Annotated in this window: 22 protein-coding genes; 5 read left to right on the top strand and 17 right to left on the bottom strand. The window is 47.9% G+C overall.

Annotated features, from left to right (window positions below; translation table 11 throughout):
- Positions 1–41: 41 nt before the first annotated feature.
- The 17 genes from nifT to nifH form a co-directional block, all read right to left on the bottom strand.
- Positions 42–254 carry a putative nitrogen fixation protein NifT gene (nifT, locus tag JWV37_RS11660; RefSeq protein WP_205459998.1) on the bottom strand — a complete coding sequence of 71 codons (213 nt, stop codon included), beginning with the start codon at positions 252–254 and terminating at the stop codon, positions 42–44.
- A 37-nt stretch (positions 255–291) separates the two neighbouring features.
- The gene (locus JWV37_RS11655) at positions 292–1,944 is read right to left on the bottom strand and encodes an L-aspartate oxidase (protein WP_205459997.1); all 1,653 of its coding nucleotides are present in this window, start codon (positions 1,942–1,944) and stop codon (positions 292–294) included.
- Positions 1,941–3,053 carry an aldo/keto reductase gene (locus tag JWV37_RS11650; protein WP_205459996.1) on the bottom strand — a complete coding sequence of 371 codons (1,113 nt, stop codon included), beginning with the start codon at positions 3,051–3,053 and terminating at the stop codon, positions 1,941–1,943. Before JWV37_RS11650 ends, JWV37_RS11655 begins: the two co-directional genes overlap by 4 nt.
- A 192-nt stretch (positions 3,054–3,245) precedes the next feature.
- Positions 3,246–4,481, bottom strand: coding sequence for an RNA polymerase factor sigma-54 (rpoN, locus tag JWV37_RS11645; protein WP_205459995.1), 1,236 nt, complete (start codon positions 4,479–4,481; stop codon positions 3,246–3,248).
- A gap of 21 nt (positions 4,482–4,502) precedes the next feature.
- Positions 4,503–4,805: a 2Fe-2S iron-sulfur cluster binding domain-containing protein gene (locus JWV37_RS11640; protein WP_205459994.1), complete on the bottom strand. Its 303-nt coding sequence runs from the start codon at positions 4,803–4,805 to the stop codon at positions 4,503–4,505.
- Between the two features lie 3 nt (positions 4,806–4,808).
- Positions 4,809–5,135 (bottom strand): hypothetical protein, encoded by a 327-nt coding sequence (locus JWV37_RS11635; RefSeq protein WP_205459993.1) that lies wholly within the window; start codon positions 5,133–5,135, stop codon positions 4,809–4,811.
- The gene (locus JWV37_RS11630) at positions 5,136–5,507 is read right to left on the bottom strand and encodes a nitrogen fixation protein NifZ (RefSeq protein ID WP_240332194.1); all 372 of its coding nucleotides are present in this window, start codon (positions 5,505–5,507) and stop codon (positions 5,136–5,138) included.
- Positions 5,485–5,823: a nitrogenase-stabilizing/protective protein NifW gene (locus tag JWV37_RS11625; RefSeq protein WP_205459992.1), complete on the bottom strand. Its 339-nt coding sequence runs from the start codon at positions 5,821–5,823 to the stop codon at positions 5,485–5,487. The genes JWV37_RS11630 and JWV37_RS11625 overlap by 23 nt, the downstream gene beginning before the upstream one ends.
- The gene (locus tag JWV37_RS11620; RefSeq protein WP_205459991.1) at positions 5,820–6,332 is read right to left on the bottom strand and encodes a flavodoxin; all 513 of its coding nucleotides are present in this window, start codon (positions 6,330–6,332) and stop codon (positions 5,820–5,822) included. Before JWV37_RS11620 ends, JWV37_RS11625 begins: the two co-directional genes overlap by 4 nt.
- A complete protein-coding gene (locus tag JWV37_RS11615) occupies positions 6,323–6,760 on the bottom strand; it encodes a DUF269 domain-containing protein (protein ID WP_369407684.1) in 438 nt (145 codons plus the stop codon). Before JWV37_RS11615 ends, JWV37_RS11620 begins: the two co-directional genes overlap by 10 nt.
- On the bottom strand, positions 6,753–7,127 hold the full coding sequence (nifX, locus tag JWV37_RS11610; protein ID WP_205459990.1) for a nitrogen fixation protein NifX: 375 nt from the start codon (positions 7,125–7,127) through the stop codon (positions 6,753–6,755). Before nifX ends, JWV37_RS11615 begins: the two co-directional genes overlap by 8 nt.
- An 84-nt stretch (positions 7,128–7,211) precedes the next feature.
- Positions 7,212–8,471: a nitrogenase iron-molybdenum cofactor biosynthesis protein NifN gene (gene nifN / locus JWV37_RS11605; protein ID WP_369407683.1), complete on the bottom strand. Its 1,260-nt coding sequence runs from the start codon at positions 8,469–8,471 to the stop codon at positions 7,212–7,214.
- The gene (nifE, locus tag JWV37_RS11600) at positions 8,459–9,799 is read right to left on the bottom strand and encodes a nitrogenase iron-molybdenum cofactor biosynthesis protein NifE (protein WP_205459989.1); all 1,341 of its coding nucleotides are present in this window, start codon (positions 9,797–9,799) and stop codon (positions 8,459–8,461) included. The genes nifN and nifE overlap by 13 nt, the downstream gene beginning before the upstream one ends.
- Before the next feature lie 128 nt (positions 9,800–9,927).
- Entirely contained in the window at positions 9,928–11,469 is a 1,542-nt protein-coding gene (nifK, locus tag JWV37_RS11595; RefSeq protein WP_205459988.1) for a nitrogenase molybdenum-iron protein subunit beta, read from the bottom strand.
- Positions 11,470–11,480: 11 nt separating this feature from the next.
- Complete coding sequence (gene nifD, locus JWV37_RS11590) at positions 11,481–12,941, bottom strand: nitrogenase molybdenum-iron protein alpha chain (protein ID WP_205459987.1); 1,461 nt, start codon at positions 12,939–12,941, stop codon at positions 11,481–11,483.
- A 12-nt stretch (positions 12,942–12,953) separates the two neighbouring features.
- Complete coding sequence (locus tag JWV37_RS11585; protein ID WP_205459986.1) at positions 12,954–13,316, bottom strand: hypothetical protein; 363 nt, start codon at positions 13,314–13,316, stop codon at positions 12,954–12,956.
- Between the two features lie 15 nt (positions 13,317–13,331).
- Positions 13,332–14,237, bottom strand: a complete 906-nt coding sequence (gene nifH / locus JWV37_RS11580) for a nitrogenase iron protein (RefSeq protein WP_205459985.1) — start codon at positions 14,235–14,237, stop codon at positions 13,332–13,334.
- 111 nt (positions 14,238–14,348) lie between these two features.
- Between nifH and JWV37_RS11575 the strand changes: the two genes are divergently transcribed.
- From JWV37_RS11575 to JWV37_RS11555, 5 genes are all read left to right on the top strand, one after another.
- Positions 14,349–14,501 carry a hypothetical protein gene (locus JWV37_RS11575; protein ID WP_205459984.1) on the top strand — a complete coding sequence of 51 codons (153 nt, stop codon included), beginning with the start codon at positions 14,349–14,351 and terminating at the stop codon, positions 14,499–14,501.
- A 17-nt stretch (positions 14,502–14,518) separates the two neighbouring features.
- Positions 14,519–14,740, top strand: coding sequence for a hypothetical protein (locus JWV37_RS11570; protein ID WP_205459983.1), 222 nt, complete (start codon positions 14,519–14,521; stop codon positions 14,738–14,740).
- The gene (locus JWV37_RS11565) at positions 14,733–15,080 is read left to right on the top strand and encodes a type II toxin-antitoxin system RelE/ParE family toxin (protein WP_205459982.1); all 348 of its coding nucleotides are present in this window, start codon (positions 14,733–14,735) and stop codon (positions 15,078–15,080) included. Before JWV37_RS11570 ends, JWV37_RS11565 begins: the two co-directional genes overlap by 8 nt.
- 287 nt (positions 15,081–15,367) lie before the next feature.
- On the top strand, positions 15,368–16,165 hold the full coding sequence (locus tag JWV37_RS11560) for a hypothetical protein (RefSeq protein ID WP_205459981.1): 798 nt from the start codon (positions 15,368–15,370) through the stop codon (positions 16,163–16,165).
- Positions 16,166–16,292: 127 nt separating this feature from the next.
- Positions 16,293–16,960: transposase (locus JWV37_RS11555; protein WP_205459980.1), on the top strand; the 668-nt coding region annotated here is incomplete at its 3' end.

The raw sequence follows: 16,960 nt of genomic DNA, 5'->3' as shown, positions 1-16,960 counted from the left end.
CTCCTCCGTAATCATTGCAGCCATTTTTTACTCCTTATACATTAGTCGTCTGCTAATTTTCTTGCAACTACCTCATTGGGTAGCACCTTAGGGGCGGGTTCGATGTGCCACAACTGTCCGTTAGAAAGGCGTATCTCACCACCCCACTTTTCATCCGAGTCAAATTCTACGGACTCGACCACCTCTTCCATGTCTTTTTTAGCGACATAAAAAAACAATTTTCCTTCACTCTCACGCAACATGACTTTGGCCATTACCTATCCTTTTTTTACAAACGTTTTGTAAAACGTCTTAATTTATAAAATGCCGCATTAACCAGCGTTTCATCCGCCAAAATGTACCCGTGCGTTCCCGTTCAATCTTTAAAAACCCTCCTTTGAGCGTGGTCACCACCGTGTGGGCGGGCGAGGCAAAGAGGCCTTTGGCGTCCGTGCGCTCATGCGCCCCAATGCTATCTTTGCGACTAAGGGCGCTAAAGACCACAGCTTCGGCCACTTGCAAGGCGTTAGCAAGCTCCAAAATAGCCACGATTTCGACGTTGTTGTCTTTAGATTTGGTGATGCAGTGCAAGCTCGCGGTAAGTTTTCGCAAGTACTTGATGTACTCAAACGCATCCACCAAAGAGGCTTCGTCGCGGTAAATACCTACTTTTTCAAACATGGTTTTACCCAACTGTTTGCGCAAGGCATTGACGTTGTAAAGGTTCTCGCCCCCGTAAATGTACTCCACGCGCCGCATCTCTTTGGCCACCGACTCATAGTCAATGGGCAAAAAGATGTTTTTGATGGCAAAGTGCGCCGCATTAAAGCCCGCTATCTCCCCAAACACGGCGCCTTCGATGAGCGAATTTCCCCCAAGACGGTTCGCCCCATGGGCACCGCCACACGCCACTTCACCACAGGCAAACAACCCTTTGATGGTCGTTTGCGCGTTTACGTCCACTTCAATCCCCCCCATGCAATAATGGGCCACAGGCGTGATGGGAATGAGCTCACACGCCACGTCGATGTTTAAAGAGCTCCAACAGGTTTGCTTTAACGAGGGCAGTTTGGTTTCAATCTTCGCACTGCCAAGGTGGCGCACGTCCAAAAAGACTTTTTCGCCTGATTCCATTTGGCGCATGATAGCGCGGGTGATTTTGTCGCGCGTGGAGAGTTCGTCTATAAACCGCTCCCCTTTGCTGTTAACCAAATACCCGCCCTCGCCACGCGCCGCTTCACTTAAGAGCGCGCCGTTTTTTGCCAGTCCTGTCGGGTGAAACTGCACCAACTCTAGGTCTTTTACCCACAGTTTTGCCCGCAACGCTGCAGCAAGCATGTCGCCGTTGGTATCAAGGGGGTTGGTCGTGTGTCCGTTGTAAATCCCTGCAAATCCCCCGCTTGCAAGCACCACCGCTTTTGCCGCAAAGGCTAACACTTGGGAGTCGCTTTTGCGTAGCACGCTCACCCCGCACATGCGTCCTTTGGACTCGATGAGGTTCATCACAAAATGGTTAGGCAAAAACTCCACGCCCGCTTCACGGCATTTTTTAAAGAGCTGTTGCACCAAGGCTGAACCCGTTTTATCGCCAATATAACAAGTGCGTTTTTTGCCACTTCCCCCAAAACTGCGCTGTGAAATCTCCTCTTCTTCGGTTAGGTCAAAAGGAACGCCAAGCTTGTGAAGCTTGCGAATGGTCGCGGGAGCGCGCTGGCACATCACCCGCACGGCGTCAAGGTTGCACAACCCTTGGCCGCTTTTGAGGGTGTCAGCCACGTGCGCACTCACTTCATCAGGCTCCATCGTCGAGAGCACCGCGTTGATGCCGCCACTAGCCATGGAACTGTTAGAGCGCAAAGGAAGGCTTTTGCACACCAAACCCACATGGGTGCCTTTGCTCGCCGCTTCCAACGCCGCGCTTAGCCCTGCAATCCCTCCGCCTACTACCAAAACATCATAAATCATGCGCTCATCCTATACAAGAGATTGTAGTGCTTTTGGGGCACACGGGGTTGGGTTTTGATGCCAAAATTGTGCTTTACATGTAAAGGGTCTTGGCTCCCAAATAGCGCACAGGTGGCACCCAAGGCACTGCGGGCAAATTGCAACGCCGCTTGGATGTCGCTCTCCCCGCCAAGCACCGCAACGGTTTTGTCTGAAAACGCCCCCTTAAATAAGTGCATCTGCAACAGCGCGGAAGAGAGGATGACTTCCAACCCCAACGCCTTCGCCGCGCCAAAAGCAGGGAGTATATTCCCTTCTTCTAGCACTTGTGTAGGCACCGTGTACGCACCCGTTTTGCCAAGGCTGTAGGGAAACTGGACAAATTTAAACCCGTGCGTCTGGCCGCCTACTTCACGCGCAATACGCACAAGCGTGGCAAGACACAGGTGCTCCATGTGGTCAGGTTCGTAACTAAAACCATTCCACGTGGCTACACCGTACGCGCCGATTTTTCCCTCTTTTTTCTTGGCTTCGCACCACGCAAAGGCATGGCGCATCCGTTGGTGCAGCTCCCACTTTGACACGTAGCCAAGTTGGGTTTCTGGGTTGTGGATGTAGAAAATATCGATACTTTGCAGTCCTAAATTCTCCAAACTCTGCTCCAAGCTCCACTCCAAATAAGGCACACTCAAACAGTGTTGGTCGATGATAATCTCTTCTTTTTTGGCGCGATTTTTCTCCACTACCTGTGTTTGAATCCAACGGTACGGATCTTTGGGAAAGGGGAATTCCAAAGGCAAAAACCCCGCTTTGGTCGCGACTATCACCTCATCGCGCGCCACGACTCCCTTGGAAAATGCCTTCGCTAAAGCACGTCCAAGTTCTTTTTCGCTCTCTTGGTAGCGGTAGTTGATGGCGGTGTCAAAGTGGTTGCAGCCTTGATTCAGCGCTTCGGCGATAGCGTCCTCGTAGGTACGCAAGTAATTTTCTTCGCGGTAAGGCTCTTTGCGAAAGGTGCCAAGCCCTAAAGACGAAAACACCAACCCTTGCGAAAGCCCATAAAAATCCGCCCGCACACCCTTGCGTGAGGCAAACCGTGCTGTACCCTCATACGTTGCTAATCCTTGCATGGGTGCGCCTCCTTTTTGTCTTTACATGTAAGGTATGCATAAATCATTCCGAGTAGAATTCTTAACACGCTTTTGAAGCAAAGCTCCAAAAGCTACGCTAACGCTGAGTTCTCTTCAGCAGAGGGCTCGCGCACCCTTGGTGCTTTTTATTTGCACCCGCAAGCCCATGTGTCAATACTTATTTCAAAAGACTTACTCCAAGAGGTACATCCGCTTGCGTACCGAAGCTGAGGCAATGCCCATTTCAAGGCGGTACTTGGTCACACTGCGGCGCACGAGCGCGATGCCAAAACGCCCTTTGATTTTCTCCAAAAGGGCTTCGTCTCCATAAGGCGCTTCCTTGGACTCGTGGTCGATGAGGTTTTTTACAAAGCTTTTGACCTCTTCAGTGGAGAGCGAAGGGGCAAGTTCGGTGGCAAAAAAATCTTTCAGGGCAAACAAGCCCCGTTCACACCACAGGTATTTGTTGGCCACGGCGCGGGAGATGGTAGACTCGTTAAACCCAAGTTCATCCGCCACTTCTTGCATGGTTAAAGGCAACAAATGGCCTCCGTGAAAAAAGCGGCTTTGGCGTTCAACGAGCACCAAAGCTAGCTTGTACAAAGTAGTTTTGCGTAAAGCCAAAAGGTTCACCAACTCTTTGGCTTCTTTGTATTTGCTCTTTAAAAACACGCCCTCTTTCACGGCCTCTTTGATGCGAATCTCAGGGTAAAACCGTCCGTTGATTTGCACGCTAAGTTCGTCCTTCTTGAGGCTCACCAACACATCGGGCACGATGACGGGCGAGGCTTGCAAGTATTCGATGGCAGGCGGGTTTTTAAAATGCATCATGTGGCGTTTGGCTTCTTGAAAGCGTGGATGCGTGCAAAAAGTGTCCATGGTTTCAAACGAAGCAATCATCTTTCCAAGCACATCATGAAGCGCATCGTCGAGTTCCGAGGCTTCCAACTGAAACAAAAAGGCTTCTTTAAGGTTCTTAGCTCCCACGCCAGAGGGTTCAAGCTGGGCAAAGCGGGCACGGATGCTTTCGCATTTGTCCACGCTCACGCCAAAGGTTGTGGCGATTTGGCGCATGTCGCCCTCAAAGTACCCTTCGTCACTAATCCATGCGATGATTTCTTTGGCGACTTCTTGGGAGATGGGCGTGGGAAACAAGGGAGGTTCGATTTGGTCAAGCAACACCTCATACAAGGAGGGTTTTGCAACGCCTAGTGCTTCGATGGCGTCCGTGCTAGCATTGCTTACATGTAAGGCGGCTTTGTGGATACGCGAGAGGTAGGTCTCCTCCACTTCCACATACGGGTTTTCTTCGCTGATTTCGTTAATCAGACCATCTAATTCTTCAAGGGATGCGTGCAGCAAAGGAAGCCACATACTCATGGAGAGCCTGTGGCTTTGGGTTTGCTTGAGGGCTAAAGAAGGGTGCATCGCAAGCCCGCCAAAACGCGCTTAGTACTTGATGCGAATCAAACCGTTAGGTTTGTCCACTTTCATCTGGCACGACAGACGGATTTTTTCCGTTGTAAATCCAGTCCCAACAAGAACTTCCTTAACAACCTTGACTTCCTTGGGGGTCACAGGACTTAAGTACTCCATGCCTTGCTCAATGGAAACTGCACAGGTACCGCACTCACCATCACGACACCCAAAAGGAAGCGCGCTTCCTGAGGCTTCAACGATGTCTTGGATGGTTTTGCCTGGTTCTACGTTGATGGCCAAAAAGTCATTCATAATCTCAACACGTGTTCTCATCCGTTATCCTTTATAGGGTTTTACTAAAATGTCGCCTTTAACAAGGCATTGGTCCGCCAGTCGGTACTTGCTTCCGATGGTGTATTGTTGCAACTCGTAAGCTTTTTCTTCACTCAAAAGCCCCAGCTTGATGAGTTTTTCAAACTCTATATCTTCCATGTATGTCGTTTGCAACTCTTCGCTCATCTCCTGAATCTCCACCACACTCTCGCCCTCTGTCTTGGGAATGCTCACCCCAGAGGCTACCGCAAGGCGCAACAATACTTCGCCGATTTTGGCATGGTACAAACCATCGTTTGGCCCAAAGCCACAAAAAACCACATTTGCCATTCAACTCTCCTTTTGTTTAGATTGGGTTTCGCGGTGACGCTTAATCCACGCGAGCTCTTCTTCTACTTCTTTTTTGTACACATCTTCTTCTAAAGCTTCCAGTTCAAATTCACGGCACCCATAGATATGATTGGCGCCCATGAAGTTCACTTCGTACACACGGATGGTTTGCAAGAAATCCCCCACATCGCGCACAAAGCCCTCATCTCCCGCCCGCACCAAAATCTCACCTATTTTTGCGTAAGGAAAAGTGCCATCATTGCGGATGTCTTTAACAAGGCGTACCTTTTGACCGATGTGAAACTTTGAAAGAATCTCATCCTTGGTCGAAGAGGTCACCATCGCCTCTTCAGCTACACGCAAGGGCTTCATTGCCTTCCTCCAAACACGCACTTTTACAACTTTGGCAAGGCAGTGTGCGCCCGTCCATATCCCAGATTTCTGCCGCACTTGGAGCGTGGCCAGACTCAAACTCTTTGTACGCACTTAAAAGGGCAAACTTGTAGTACTTTAGGCGTTCTTCCTCGCTGGAAGCGGGGATTTGGCGCGCTTTTTGGAGCATTTTTCCAAATCGGCGCATGATGTGTGAACGCTTGACATCCAACAGCGCGCTATCATACGCGAGGTTAAAAAATTCAAAATACTCTTCCGCATCGCTGATTTGGTAAAAATCCTCCACCTTGCTCATTTCCCTATCTCCTCTTTGACTTTGGCAATCCACGCTTCTATGCGTGCTTGCGTTTTTTCAGGCTCGTTCACCTCGTCGATGGGCAAGCCACAAAACATCCCTTCTTTGATAGCCAAAGAAGCCTCAAAAACATAACCTTCCGTAGGAAAAAATCCCACAAAAGAGGCTCCACGTTCTTTAAAAAGGTCATACATTTTTCCCAACGCACTCACAAAATGTTCTCCATGGGTTTTGGCATCTCCTGCCCCAAACAAGGCGACAGTTTTGCCCGAAAAATCCAGTTCCTCGTCCCCAATCTCTAAAAGCGGGTCAACCCAGTCACGCTGTACGTCCCCCTGCCCCCACGTAGAAGAGCCTAAAAACAAGAGCTCATATGCAAGAAGCTGGTCAACGGAGTCAAAATCCTCCTCCATGTTCACCACTTCATCCGCCTCAAATGCTTCGGCAATCTTACGGGCCACATTGCCCGTGATGCCACTACAACTTCCGTAAAATACACCTACACGCACGCCGACTCCTTTTGGTAGATTTCAAGGGCACGCAGGAGCATTTTCTCCCCCTCTTCTTCGAGTTTTTCTAAGGTGCGAAAGGAAAAACGGTGGGCGTCTTTAAAGTACTTGGTAAAGAGCACTTGGGTGTCCGTGACCACCACCACGCGCCCAAACCCTTCGTGGCTCATCTCTAACACCACCGTTGCAACATGGTTTGTCTTGGTTTCAAAGGCCAACGCCAACGCTTGGTATAGCACGCGAATGTCTTTAATGATGCCTTCGTCAATGTCGGCAATGAGGGGCACATTTCTTAAATCCTCTTTGGTTTTGACGTATTTCATGGTAAGCAGTTGAGCGTCATCTAGCTTTGACCACGCGCCAAACCCGTCTAGGGCGCGCACTTGACCCACAAGGGTCTTCATGTAAAGGGTTTTTAGCTCACTCACTGCCTACCTCCTTGAGTAAAATGCGACGAATCCACGGCGGGGGATTGGTGCTTAACATTTTAACTAGCGCTGCTGCGGTGGTCTCGATGGAGGTTGGCTCACTCACTTTCATGGGATGCATCCGTGATTGAATCACCCGCGCCGCCGCCGTTGGCCCGATGGCTTCACAGTAGATGATAGAAACGCCTTTTAACGCTTCGATTTTGGCGTTGATTTTGTCGGCTTCTTCTTCGATCTCTTCCTTAGTTTCTACCGCACCCAAACAGGTGTATCCCTCGGGTGTAATCTCATACACCGCAAACTGTTTCGCCCACCCAAAGTGGTCGTTAATCATCTCCAAATCTTTCGTAGCAAAGGCAACTTTCATCATGTTCTCCTATTCTTTTTTTACAGAACTTCTAATACGCCTTTGAAGCAAAGCTCCAAACGCTACGCTCTTCTTAAAAGAAGGCTAGTGGTCTTTTTCACACACATTAGCAACGCGAAACAAACTCTGTGCACCGCCTTCGTATAAGACGCTGTGATTAAGCGCGCCGCCTACGGTTCCCCAGCTGGGAAACCCTCGCACCACTAATGGCACACCAAAACGCTTGGCGATGGCCTTGGCGTGAAAGTTGCCTATCACCACATCGATTCCCTCCATGCGGTGTTCCAAATCTTCAAAATCCCCCACGACGCCACCAAGGCTTTCTAGGTTCGTGCTAGATGTCGCTCCGATGACACAGGCAAGTTTCGCGCCCGCTTCTTGAAGCAGTGCCCCATAGCCCACTATCTCATCGGGTTCGCCGATGAGTGCCACGTTTTTGCCACCCACCATTTCATGGGTGTCCAAAAGCGCATCTTGAAGCCGCGCACGCCACCGTTTAAGGGTGGGCGTGGGTGCGTTGCCTGAGAGGCTCATAAGCATGGCGATAAAGCTGTCTGTAGCCACAAGCCCGCCCAGATGGCTTACATGTAAAGGTGTGATGGCAGGATTTTTAGCGCGCAAGGCTTTGGCGCACCCTTCCATGGACGCGCCCACGGTGATGACCGCTTCGCACGTTCCTAGCTCTTTAATCTCTTCTACCGTTGTACCGCCACTGCTTAGGGCGGTTTGTTTTTCGCCCAAGTGCCCATCAAGAGACAAAGAGATGTCGGGCAAAGCGACGACGCTTAAGCCAAAAGAGGCAATGCACTCTTTGAGGCGTTCAAGTTCAAGTGCGCTCATGCCTACATGCGGCAACAGCGCGACTTTTCCTTTTTGGATTTGTGCAGTTGGTGTGGTGAGTTGCGTAATCATGGCACTCACACTCAGCGCCCATCCGCTCTCAAGTGCCCCTTCGTAATCGGGCGTGTTGACATACACCACAGGCAAGCTAAGCCCGCTAGCAGCACCCTTGATGTCGTCTCCCTTGGTTTCAGTCAGACCCGTGGTAAAAAGCCCGATGAGGGCGGGGTTTACTTTTTTGGTGATGTTTTCTACCGCTTCAGCGATACCTTTAGCGCCTCCGTCCAACACGGCGGTGATGTCCGTCACGGCGGTGGTTTGGATGGCAATAGGGTCTTGAAAATGGCGGGTAAAGAAAACTTTAGTAAAAGACGCACACCCTTGCGCCCCGTGCATGAGCGGCATACACCCATCCACGCCCAAAAACGCCAAGGTCGCCCCCATGGGCTGGGAAAGCTTTAAGGGGTTTACATGTAAGGGTTTTGTTTGCATTATTGCTCCCACGGTGCCCTCCTTCCCACCACGTCAAATACGGGGTTTTCGATGGCTTTGATGACATCATGGGCAAGGTTTACAAGGCCGTTGTACGCCCCATATGAAACCTTTTTTTCTTGATTCACGTCCACAAAAGCGACCCGCTGTTTGATGGCAGTGTAAAGGCTACGACCTCCTGCAAGCAAAAGATGAGCACCGCGCTCTTTGATGAGGTTGGCTTGTTCGGCACCAGGGTTTTCCATGAGCACCCCGTTTTCTCCAAGGTACTTTCTGGCTTTTTCTTTGTCTTCTTCGGTGGCTTTACGCACGCTAGTTCCCACGACCTCAACGCCCAAATCTTGGAGTGCCGAAGCAATCGACCACGACTTGTTGCCCCCTGTGTTTAAGACGGCTTTTTTGCCTGTGAGTTTTGTTTTAAAAGGAAGCAGTTTGGCTTCCACAAGGGCTTCTTCTCTGGCTACAAGGGCTTTGGTTCTCTCCATCAAAGCCTCATCACCCAAGGCATGGGCGATTTGAAGCAAGGCATCGCTAGTGTCGCGCTTGCCGTAAAAGGAGACGGAAATGTAAGGAATCCCATACTCTTTTTCCATGCGTTCACACACGGCATTAAGGGACTTGGCGCAAACGATGACGTTGAGTTTTGCGCGGTGCGCGGTGCGAATCTTTGCCACGCGACCATCACCACTAAGAGTAGAGAGGACGCGAATGCCAAGCTCTTCAAGTAGCGCGGTGTACTGCCACATGTCGCCCGTAACGTTGTACTCACCAATGAGATTGATGTCATAGGGCGTGGAAAATTGGGGTTCTTTGGTGCCAATGAGATTTTTAAGGACATCCATCGCGCCAAGACGAGAACCGAGGTTTTTACTTCCTACAAAGCCAGGCGCGTGTACAGGAACGACGGGGATGCCGTGCGTTAGTGCGGCTTCTTTACATGTAGCGTTTACATCGTCCCCCACCAAGGCTGAAACACAGGTGGTGTAGACAAACACCGCTTCAGGCGCATACGCTTCTACGATGTACGCGATAGCCTTAGCAAGGCGCGGTTCGCCGCCAAAGATGACATCATTAAGCTCCATGCCCGTGGTAAATCCCATCTGGGTAAAATCACGGCCTTCCACACTTGTCTTGGTTTCGCGGGTTTCCCACGAAGCACCTAGACAGGTCAATGGGCCATGCACTAAGTGCGCCGCGTCCGCGTAAGGAAACAGGGCAATCTGCGCGCCTTCAAAGGCGCATCCGCCCGTGGTAGCCCCAGGCGTGGGACGGCTACAGGCGGGCTTTTTAGAAGCGACATGGGCGCATGTCTGGTCGATGGATTTGTCTGCTAGCTGCATCGTCGCCTCCTTTTGTTTACATGTAGTGTATCCCAAGATTGACTAACTATTATTCACTCATGTGGATAAAAATTAATCAATTTCTTAAAGACAAAAGGTTGGTAAAACACCAACCTTTTGCTTAAGCCTTAGCGAATCAAGTCGAAGAAAAAGTCCGTCTTAGCAATCTGCTTGGTCTCTTCGTCCATGACATCCAAGATTTTGTTGGTTGTCCACGTGAGAAGGTTCAACGCCCCTTCGTAACCGCTGATGCTGTAGCGGTGCAAATGGTGGCGGTCAAAAATCGGGAAGCCGATGTGAATCAGTGGCGTACCCGTGTCGCGCATCAACTCTTTGCCGTAGCTGTTGCCAATCATGAAATCAACAGGTTCGGTGAAGAGAAGGCTTCGCATGTGCCACAAGTCTTTGCCTGCCCACACGTTGCATTTGTCTTTGGCAGGTGAAGTATCAAGAAGCTCTCGCATCTCTTTTTCCCAACCGCTAGGCGCGTTGTGGCACAGTACGTGGGTAGGCTCTGCACCCATTTCGAGCAAAAACGCGACCATGCCTAACAAAAAGTCAGGGTCTCCCCAGATGGCAAACTTTTTGTCGTGAAAGTACGGGTAACTGTCTTGCATCGCGTCTACCAAACGTCCCCGTTGGAGGCGTAAGGAAGCAGGCACTTCTTTGCCACTTAGGCGACTAAGCATCATGACAAACGCGTCTGTGCCTTTGAGGCCGATAGGATTGGCAAACAAGGCTTCTTGTTTAAATTTGCTTTTGACAAATTTCATGGTCTTTTTGGTCGCATATTTTTGAAGGCTGATAGTCGCTTTAGCGTTGCCTAGTTCTTTGCCCTCTGCTAGCGTCGTGCCGCCTGAAAACATTTCGTATTTTCCAGCAGGAATGTCCCACTGGTCGGAGTGGTCTGCTACGGTAACAAATTCCATGTCAAAGGCGCCAACGATGGCTTTGACTTCACGAATGCTCCCAAGGTAAGGCTCAAACCCAGGAATGATGTTGATGCGCTCTTCTTTTTCCTCTTTTATGTTTCCTTCGGTCAACGTCGCAACGATGCTAGAAAGCATGTTGTCATACCCTGTGATGTGCGACCCAACGAAAGAAGGCGTGTTCGCAAAAGGAATGGGCGTTTCTGCCAAAAGCTCTGGCGATTCGGCTTTTGCACTCAAAACAAAGGCGTTAAGGTCATCTCCGATAACCTCTGCCATACATGTCGTGGAGACGGCGATCATCTCAGGCTTGTACAAGGCTTTACAGTTAGCCAAGCCTTCTTTCATGTTGGAAAGGCCACCAAATACCGCTGCGTCTTCTGTCATGGAGTCAGATACACAGGGAGTTGGCTCTTTAAAGTGACGGGTAAAGTAGGTTCTAAAGTACGCCACACACCCGTGACTGCCATGCACATAAGGCATGGTTTTTTCAAAGCCCAAGGAAGCCATGACCGCCCCTAGAGGCTGGCAGGCTTTGGCTGGGTTGACCGTGATGGCTTGACGTGCTAGGTTTTTTTCGCGGTAGTCCCATGTTTTGGTCCACTCGCTGACCTCTTGCACCTTGGCGGAGTCACACGCTCCACACATGCCTTCAAATTCTTTTTTGGCCTCAAAAACAGCTTGGTATTCGGGCTTTAAAAACAGCTCTTTGCCGTTGACGATTTTTTCTACGCTTTGCATGGCTTATCCTTTTAGTTATTATCCCAAGGGGCTTTGGAGTGACTCCACACAGGCGAGTTAATCGCCAAATCCATATCCTTGGCAAAGATGGCAAACCCATCGTATCCGTGGTAAGGCCCACTGTAATCCCATGAGTGCATTTGTCGGTAAGGCAAGCCCATCTTTTGGAAGACGTATTTTTCTTTAATCCCCGAAGCGACCAAATCTGGCTGCATCTTTTTCACAAACGCTTCCAACTCATACTCGTTCACGTCGTCATAGATGATGGTCGAACGGGCAATCTCTTCGGTCGTTCGTTTGTAGTCATCATCATGGGCAAACTCGTACCCTGTGCCGATGACGTGCATTCCCAAGTCTTCGTAAGAACCGATGACGTGGCGTGGGCGAAGGCCGCCGACAAACAGCATGACTTTCTTGCCCTCTAAGCGTGGGCGGTATTTGGCAAGGACTTCGTCGTACATTTTTTTGTACTTGGCGATTACTTCTTCGGTTTTGGCTTGGATGGACTCGTCAAAGAAAGCGGCGATTTTACGCAAGCTCTCATCGGTGCGACTGGGGCCAAAGAAGTTGTACTCCATCCAAGGAATCCCGTACTCTTTTTCCATGTGGCGGCTGATGTAGTTCATACTACGGTAGCAGTGCAACAAGTTCAGCTTCACTTTAGGCGTCATGGCCATCTCTTTAAAGGTCGCGTCTCCACTCCACTGAGCAACAACGCGAAGCCCCATCTCTTCGAGCAAAATACGTGAACTCCAGGCATCGCCACCGATGTTATAATCCCCAATGATGGCCACGTCATAAGGCGTGCTTACAAGGTCTTTAGCTTCCGCGCTAAACTGTGGAAAGACGTAGTCGCGGATGGCATCGTTGGCGATGTGGTGTCCCAAAGACTGGCTTACGCCACGGAACCCTTCGCAGTTTACAGGAATGACGACCTTGCCTGTTTCTTTGGTTTTTTCCTTAGAAACCGCGCCGATGTCATCCCCGATGAGGCCGATGGGGCACTCTGACTGGATGGAAATGCCGTTATTGAGCGGGAAAAGCTCGTTGATCTCATCTAAACTCTTGTTAAGCTTTTTATCCCCACCAAACACGATGTCTTTTTCTTGAAAATCGGTACTAAAGTTCATGGTCGTAAAGGCATCGATCCCTGTGGTCCCGATGTAATAGTTTCGGCGTCCGCCTCGGCTGTATTGACCGCAACCAATAGGGCCGTGGGAGATGTGAATCATGTCCTTAATGGGCCCCCAGACCACCCCGCGACTTCCAGCGTACGCACATCCACGTTGGCTCATGACGCCTGGAACGGTTTTTTTGTTGCTGCGTACCCCGCCACAGGTTTTGGAGGCATCATCCTCAGGAGTGCCTACACCTAGATGCTTTGAGCGGTTCTTTTTAGCCTTTTCTGGATACGCATCCAAGACTTCCGCAAGCGCGCGACGTTGTTGTTCTTCGAGTGTTTCTAGTCCCATTTTCTCTCCTTTTTAGACAAGCTCTAGCTTGAACAAATCCATGCCATCAAACAGTTTACACATTGCCTGTGTTTCAGGGTCGGTGTCGAATTTTTTTGACAACGCACTCATCTGGTAGCGGTTGGTGTAGATAAAATACTTAGAACCTTCCGTGATGTGCGGGTCTTGCATGGTGTAGTAGCTGATGAGCGACTTGCCAAGCACTGTGTCGGTTTTTTCGTACATCACTTCGTTTTCAAACTGTTTTCCGTGGGTAAGTTTGATGGCCTTAACGCCGCTTACACCCTTGATGGACTCTTCCATTTTCTCGATCACCAAGTTGTCGTCTACTTTGTTTCCCATACTGGCAGGAAACTGAAATCCCATGATAAACATTGCGTGCTCCTTTACTTAAGCTACGGCGGATTTGCCGATGTTTTCTGCGTCAACCGCTTCCTCAAGACCAAATTCCATCAACAAGTCTTCCAAGTCGTCCATCTCAAGTGGCGTTGGAATCACTTTAAAGTCGTTGGCAACGATTTTGCGTGCTAACTCTTTGTACTCTTTAGCTTGGTCGGATTCTGGGCTATACTCAACCACGGTCATACGGCGAATTTCTGCGTTTTGAACGATGTTGTTACGTGGCACAAAGTGAATCATCTGCGTGCTAAGGCTCTCGGCCAAAGCATTAGCTAGGTCATACTCACGGTCTGTCATACGGGCGTTACAAATAAGACCTGCAAGACGTACACCACCGGTGTTGGCGTATTTTAAAATCCCTTTGGAGATGTTGTTGGCGGCAAACATTGCCATCATCTCACCACTCATAACGATGTAAATCTCTTGGGCTTTTCCTTCGCGAATCGGCATCGCAAAACCGCCGCACACAACGTCACCAAGAACGTCGTAAGAGACGAAATCTAGGCCGTCTTCATCGTACGCACCCTCTTCTTCGAGGAAGTTAATCGCGGTGATTACCCCACGACCTGCACAACCAACTCCTGGCTCTGGACCGCCTGATTCGGCACAGTTAATCCAACCGTTTGGTGTTGTTTTACCAAACATGCCAGCACCTTCTTGAAGCGCGTCTTCAAGCTCCAAGTCTTCCACAGAACCCAAATCCGCAGCAAGCTGCAAGATGGTGTTTTGCTTTTTTTCGTGCAAGATAAGGCGGGTAGAGTCCGCTTTAGGGTCACAGCCCACAATCATGATGTTCTTGCCAAAATAGTGCGCCATAGCCGCGAGCGTGTTTTGAGACGTCGTGGATTTTCCGATACCACCTTTACCGTAAAAGGCGATTTGTCGTAACTCTGCCATTGGTTGCTCCTTGGGTTGATATGTTTCGCCTTACAAGGTTGCAAGGCGCATTCCAAGAATAAACAGCTAGATTTGGGGGTTTTGCAAGCTTTACATGTAAGGGTTGCGACAATGTATGACAAAATTGTCGTGAAGATGTGTGGGGGTTTGAGTGGGTTTACATGTAAGGGGGTTGGTGGTGTTGGTGTTTTAGAGACTCATGGAGGCAAAGCACTTTTTATTATTTTAAAGTTGATTCAAAATAGCTATAATAACCCAAAATGATTTTCAAAAGGCAGACCATGCTTCAAATAGCCATAGACAATAAGCCCGTAGAGCATTACTTCAAAACGCCTGAGAGTATCAAGAGTTTTTTAGAGAGTGCTGTGAGTTTGGATTTGTTGACGATTTTGCAAGAGATAAAGAGCGATAAGCTCCATCAAAAATCACTCAGCGACATTAAGGACAACAAACTCACCTTTTTTGACGACAGCCAAAGCCTCCTAAAAGAACTTAATGCTTAACTACGCTTTTACTTTTTTGGATAAATTCAAAAAAGACTACAAAGACGCGAAAAAGAAAAACCCCACACTTGATACTGACTTTGAAGAGTTTTTAAAAGCATTTGACCCCGCAAGAGGCGATACTGTCTCAGGAACTAGCGGTGCCCAAAAAATAAGAATGCCAAGAGCCAACAAGGGTAAAAGTTCTGGGTATAGGGTTTATTATTTCTTCACCCTTGGTGAAAAAATCTATCTTCTAAGGTTATTCGCAAAAAGCGAACAAGAAGAACTCTCCCTAAAAGAAAAAATTCAACTAGCTGAAATTATTAAAGCCATACAAGCCAGTGGCAAGAAAAGTTGAAAATTTAGACATTCTCTTACACTTCCCTAAAAATCTTTACATGTAAAGATGAAGAAGCAGACTCAGATTTTTCGCTACGCTAGACTTCGTGATGGTTTTGATATAATCGCTGGGTGCAAATAAATGAGATTTTGGATTCTTAATGAAGTTAAGTGGGGTTTGGAAAAGTAGCCTCGTCCCTATTTTACTTAATGAAGTTACGCGGGGGCTTAAAAAGCAGCCTGTCTCCATTTTTTGCCTGTAGTTTATATCTGCATAATAAGTAAATATCAAGATAGGAGATTCTGATGGCTAAAGAAAAAATAAATGAACTAACAAGTGATTACAAAAGTTACAATAGAGCTGTAAATGTATTATTTTTTATTGCTTGTTTTATGGTACTGGTATTATTATTTTTAAAACTTTTTCCAGAAGAATCTATTTCAAAAATATTTGCACCACTGGTAGATAGTGGGCTCATTAGTCCTTTTTTTATTGCAATTTCAGCCTTATTAGCTTCTTCTTCAGTAATGAAATCAATAACTAGCTCGCAATTATTACATGAGGAAAATAAAATTGTAGATAAATCAAAATTTTATTTGGAAAAATCTTTAGAAGAATTAAAGAATATTCATAGCTTACTCCAAGACAAAAATAATAATAAAGTAACATGGATACTAGCATCAAGAGTTATAAAATTAACAGAAGAATTGGCTAATAAAATAACTGAAGAACACCATAAGAAGGTTTTTAATTTACAAAAATATCAGATTCAACATAAGTTGAGAGAAGCTTTTAAATGGAAGGAAAATGATGGATTTCCTTTATCCTTTTATGCTGGGCTAAAAAATTGGGAAACGTGTAGAGACAGTGATGCATTGGCAGAAATTAAAAATGTAATTATAAATAACCAATTGAATGAAGAAAGTATAATAGTAATTTTTGATTTTCTAAAGTTTCCTGATAATTATACTGACCCGTTAGATGATGTAAAAGCTCCAAGAACAGATGAAGAAATAGAAGAATGGAGAAGGAATGGAGGAATATCTAATATTAATACGTGTGCGTGGATTTATTTAAAAAATAAAGCAAAATCCGTATCTTAATATCACAGGAGAGAAACAGTGTCAGGAGAAAGGATTAATGGGGACAGAAAGGATTAATGGGGACAGGCTACTTTAAATAAACTTTCTGCTACACTCCCTAAAAATCTTTACATGTAGAGGAAAATCCATGCCACGCATTGCTAGGGCTGAGAGTGTCGGGGGGATTTATCATGTCATCAACCGTGGAAACATGCAGATGCAAGTGTTTGATGATGCCGAGGATTATGAATATTTTTTAAAATTACTGCATGAGGGCTTGAAAAAAGAAGCGGTTGAACTTCACGCGTATTGCCTCATGCCAAACCATTTTCATCTTTTACTTGTGTCCAAGGCCAAGGGGAGCTTGAGTCGGTTTATGCAGTGGGTCATGACATCGCACGTGCGCTACTACCATAAGAAAAACAAAACATCAGGGCATGTTTGGCAGGGTCGCTACAAGAGTTTTATGGTGCAAAAAGAGAGTTACTACCTCTCCCTCTTGCGCTACATCGAGGCCAATGCTTTGCGCGCCAAACTCATAGAGCATGCCCAGAACTGGCCTTATGGTTCACTTTGGGAGAGAACAAATCAACAAAGAGGCTTACTTGATGAATCTTTGGTGGTATTGCCGACTGATTGGTCTTTACATGTAAACACACCCTTAAGAGATGAGACGCTAAACGCGGTACGCAACAGCGTCAATCGTCAAAGCCCTTTGGGAGAGGTAGAGTGGATGGAAAAAACAGCGCAAACCTTCGGGCTTTCTTCGACACTAAATGCACGCGGAAGGCCAAGAACGAAAAAGGAAGATGATTT

Source organism: Sulfurospirillum tamanense (genome assembly GCF_016937535.1).
In the GTDB taxonomy this organism is placed as follows: Bacteria; Campylobacterota; Campylobacteria; order Campylobacterales; family Campylobacteraceae; genus Sulfurospirillum_B; species Sulfurospirillum_B tamanense.
Note: the sequence above shows the minus strand (reverse complement) of the source record. Positions and strands in the feature narration are given on the sequence as shown.